Below are 4,798 nucleotides of genomic sequence, written 5' to 3'. Positions count from 1 at the left end.
TTAGTTATTAAATCTTCTTTTAAGCCATCGATTTCAGATTTTAACTGGTGACGTTCCTGTTCGGATAAATCTGCTTGTTGACGATATTGAGATTCTTTATCTGCAATAGTTTGTTTCAAAGAAGCAATGCTTGTTAATAAATTGCTTTGGTGATCATGAGTTTCTGACACCACTTGATTGAGATGATCAATAATTTTACGTTGTTGCGCAAGACGTTCTTTTAACAAACCCATTTCCTCTTGTAAAGAGGTTAATTGTCGTGTTAATTGTTCATTTTGGTTCTTTAAATCTGCGTTATCCTGTTTAACCCTGTCCAAATTTCCCTGTAATTGATCACGTTTTTCTTGTAAAGTTCGTAATTCGGTTTGAAGTGTATTAATAGTTGTTTCACTAGATTGATGATCTTGTTGTAATTCGGCTTTAATGGTTTCCAATGATACAGAGATGTTTGCCAAATCTTGATGCGCTTTTTCTAAATCTTTTTCGTATCGAGCAACCTTGCCTTTATTAGTTATTAAATCTTCTTTTAAGCCATCGATTTCAGATTTTAACTGGTGACGTTCCTGTTCGGATAAATCTGCTTGTTGACGATATTGAGATTCTTTATCTGCAATAGTTTGTTTCAAAGAAGCAATAATATCTCTTTCTGTATTTGAAAAAACGTTTATTTTTTTTATTTTATGTTTAATAAAATGAAAATCTGTATCCACTTTAGACAATAAAATATATTTTTTCTGCAATAACTCTAATTCATTTATAAATGATTGTTTATCTTGATTATTTTTTGAATCCCAAATATCTATACTTAATTTTAAAACAGTATCTAAATAATTTTTAGATATAAATAAAAAATTTTTAGGAAACCAATTACTCCAAAAAATACCTTTATTATCCAATTTAAAGGAACTGTCTTTATACATTAAATATTTATCATAATTTTGAAATTCAACAGAACTACCAGGAAAAACAAAAATATATTTATCCGGATCGAAAACTATTTCTTCTATTTTATCTTTGAATCCATTAAATAAATCATATTTATCTAACATAGATAAATACTTTGTAAAATCAAAAATTGATTCTTGATTATTAAATTGATAATTATGATTTTTAATTTCACCTAAAATCAACACTAAAACTTGATTTAATAAAAAATTTATTTTATCTTTATTTGATTCCTGGAAATATTGAGGAAAAGAGTTTTTAATTTTTAATAAAGCTTTAAATTCATTAATTTCAATTTGTTTTAGTTCTTTATCAAAATTAATATCTTGTTCTTGTGAAAATTTTGAGTTAAGTAAAGAAAAATGAGTTAAATTAATATTTTTACTTTTAATTATAAGATTAGACCAAAATAAAAAAATTAAAATTTTAAAAACACAAAAAAAAACAAAAAAAAATAAATAATTTTTTTGAATTTTCATATTAAAACTATTTAGACCAATATCTTTCTAACGAATATAGTCCAAATTAAATTAATAAATATTAAAAAATAATTTAACAATGTATATTGAATAAATTAAAATATTTATAAAAAATATCAAAAAAACAAAAATAAATAAAAAAGATCTGTTTTTCAAGATCTTTTTTAGAATTAAAAATATAATTTAAAAAATTTAATATAACAAAAAACTTAAATTTAATGCAAATAAATTAATTTATATTGATGTAACAAAATATTAATCATATTTAATAGAATTAATAAAAAACTTTAAAAAACTTTATAAATCAATAAAAACTAGTGATTTTCCCAAGACCTCCAAAATTAATATTAGATTTTTTTCAATATATTATAATTAAAAATTCCTAGATATTATTTAGGTGAACTTATTAATTTAAACTTATTTATTATTATAAGCAATAACTCCTGGAGACTCAATTAATTTACAAAATTCAACAGCAGAACGGTTTTTATGGTTCTCTAAAGTATTATTTTGTTGAATAGTAGCATACTCTGGTTCTAAATCAACATTATGATTTACAAGAGTATTGGCAGAATTAATTTTTTTTAGTTTTTTTAAATTTTTCTTAATATTACGAAATGGTTTAAATAAAGAACTAAATTTAAAATTAGATTTAGTTTTAGATTCGATTTCATCTATATTAGATTGCATTTCATTTGTAGAATTAACATCTGATAATAACGAAGATTTTCTACTTAAAACACTCGCAATTTCTTCATCTTTTAATTCCGGGAAATTAACATTATTATCGCTTATAGATGAAAATTGATACTTCAAATCATCATCATTCTCTTCCGGCAATATTAATGAATCATTGTTTATTTTTAATTTAGGATCTTCAGGCAAAATGGTCCCTGATGTTAAATTTTCTTTAGAATTAAAAGGCATAAATGATGATTCTGAATGGCTCGAAAAAATAAATGCCATCGCTCCTATAATCATGAATAATACAATAACAGATAAAATTTTAATATTTTTTAATGACATAAATTGTTTTTTTGCAGTATTTATATTTATTATTTCCTTCTTTTATATAATTAAATATACCAATTTTAAATCAAAATATTGATAAATTATTTTCAATACTATCTTTTTTTATTAAAAAAGTTAAAATAATTTACAATTATGTTTAATACAATATAATTTTTTATATTTTTTTCAATGTTCAAATTCAAATTTCAAAATCAAATATTTATTAAATTCAATTAAAAAATCAAAATTAATAAATAAACAAAAACATTTTTACACTAATCTATCATAGAAAAATAAGTGTCAAAATCGTGTAGCAATTACATTCCTTTAATTAAAATTTTAAATTAAATAATTACTACATTTAATATTATAAACTAATTTTAACAAAAATAAACAGATATAAAAAAATTAATAAAAATATATTTATATAATGTTAAATAAAACGTGATTATTTTTTAACAAAATAATCACATCTATATTAAAAAATACATCTAAAAATAAATCCAAAACGAAAGATAAATAACAATCAATATTTTATATAATTTCCTAAAATAACCCCAAAAAAACTAAAATAAACCAATACCAAAGAATCAAATAACTATAAATACTTATATAACTTTCGAAAAAATATTAAAAATATTCCAGCACATAAAAACAATTAATAATATAATTAAGTTTATATAAAACAAATCCATTATAATTTTATTTTTATAAATACTATAAATTTCAAAATCTATTACTTAAAAAAATAATAAATTGATTTTTTTTAAGATCAACAAATAAATTTAATTCAATATTTATAATATTACAAATAAATATTAATCAATTTTTTCTATTTCAATCTCTTTTTTAATTTCTTCGTCAATTTCTTCTATCTTTATATTAGAATTGTAGTTATTATCAATTGAATCATCAGATTTATAAGGAAAAAAAGATAATAAAGTGTTTTTAATGTTTTTAATAGGTTGCCAAATCTTATCTAATTTCAAAGTATCATAAAGCCAATCAGAAAAAATATTTAAAATATTAGATTTTAAACTAGTTAAATTTTTTGAAATTTCAGGTTCTAAAACTTGATAAAAAATTTTACTAGAATGTTCTTTAGTGTGCTTTTCCAAATGATCAATAGATTTATACAACTTAAGTTGAACATTTTCTTTTAAATCATCAACAGATTTATCAAATTTTAGACTTATTTGATCTACTGTATTTTTAATATGATCTGTAATATCATTAACACTTTTTTCGGCATAATTCGTCAGATTTAAAATCAAATCTTTTTGTCCTGATTCTAAATTATTTTCCAAAGAACTGCTAACATTTGAACAAATTTCATCGTGTTGTTGTCCAATAGCAACTAAAATATTGCCCATAAAAATGAAAATAATAAAAAATAAAATAGAAGCTATTAAAATGGATAATAAAAAGATTTTTTTCTTTCTAATATTTTTTTTATTCATAATTTAAATACCTATTTTCTTTGTTATTAAATTATTTTTCAAATACTATTAATTAATTTACACATTAGATTAATTTTAATATAAAGCTTATCTTTATACTAATTTAATGTTATTGTTTTTATCATCATTTTATATTCTTTAAACTAAAGAAACAAAAAATTTTCAAAAAATCAAAAAATTAATTGAAATTTAATAAAAAATAACTAAAATATCACAATTAAAAAATTATATATCAATGCAAAAATTTCAAAAATTAATGGTAAACTAAAAAATTATACCTTTACTATAATACCACAAAGCATTTTATCAAAAATTTTTGTTTTAATAAAATACAAAAATATTTTATATTTTATTAAAAATTTGACAAACATCATTTTTTTTTATAGAATTTTAAAAATTAAAACCAATTAGATTAAAAATATCATAAAAATCTAAAAATATTGACAATTATTTATAAAAATTAAATTTTATAATCCAAAAAGGAGCGTAAAAATTATAATGAGCTATATAATAGAAGTTAAAAACTTAAAAAGATCTTTTAACAAAGAAATAATTTTAAATAACATTAATCTGCAAATAAAAACAAAAGAAATAGTTTCTATTATCGGTCGTTCTGGTTCCGGAAAATCAACTTTATTAAGGTGCTTAAATTTATTAACTAAACCAGATTCAGGAAAAATTTTTTTTAATAATTATAATCTTCTAGATTCAAATACTTCCCTAACTGATTTAAGAGTACAAATAGGAATGGTTTTTCAACATTTTAATTTGTTTTCGGAAAAAACTGTTTTAGAAAATTGTTGTCTAGCATTAAGATGTGTATTTAAAATGAATTATACAGAAGCTTCTCGTAAAGCTTTAAAAAAATTAAAAGAAGTAGGAATGGAGAAATTTGCTCACGAA

Annotated in this window: 4 protein-coding genes; 1 reads left to right on the top strand and 3 read right to left on the bottom strand. The window is 20.0% G+C overall.

Annotation, left to right across the window (positions count from 1 at the left end):
- From OC710_RS02205 to OC710_RS02195, 3 genes are all read right to left on the bottom strand, one after another.
- On the bottom strand, positions 1-1,424 hold a 1,424-nt coding region (locus OC710_RS02205), incomplete at its 3' end, for a hypothetical protein (RefSeq protein WP_304514983.1).
- Positions 1,425-1,841: 417 nt separating this feature from the next.
- Positions 1,842-2,450, bottom strand: a complete 609-nt coding sequence (locus OC710_RS02200; RefSeq protein ID WP_004994987.1) for a hypothetical protein — start codon at positions 2,448-2,450, stop codon at positions 1,842-1,844.
- An 803-nt stretch (positions 2,451-3,253) separates the two neighbouring features.
- Positions 3,254-3,895, bottom strand: coding sequence for a hypothetical protein (locus tag OC710_RS02195; protein ID WP_004994988.1), 642 nt, complete (start codon positions 3,893-3,895; stop codon positions 3,254-3,256).
- A gap of 498 nt (positions 3,896-4,393) precedes the next feature.
- Here OC710_RS02195 and OC710_RS02190 point away from each other — a divergent pair.
- Positions 4,394-4,798: ATP-binding cassette domain-containing protein (locus tag OC710_RS02190; RefSeq protein ID WP_304514982.1), on the top strand; the 405-nt coding region annotated here is incomplete at its 3' end.

Source organism: 'Vigna radiata' phytoplasma (assembly GCF_030586915.1).
Lineage (GTDB): Bacteria > Bacillota_I > Bacilli_A > Acholeplasmatales > Acholeplasmataceae > Phytoplasma > Phytoplasma australasiaticum.
This window is presented reverse-complemented; position numbering and strand designations above follow the sequence as displayed.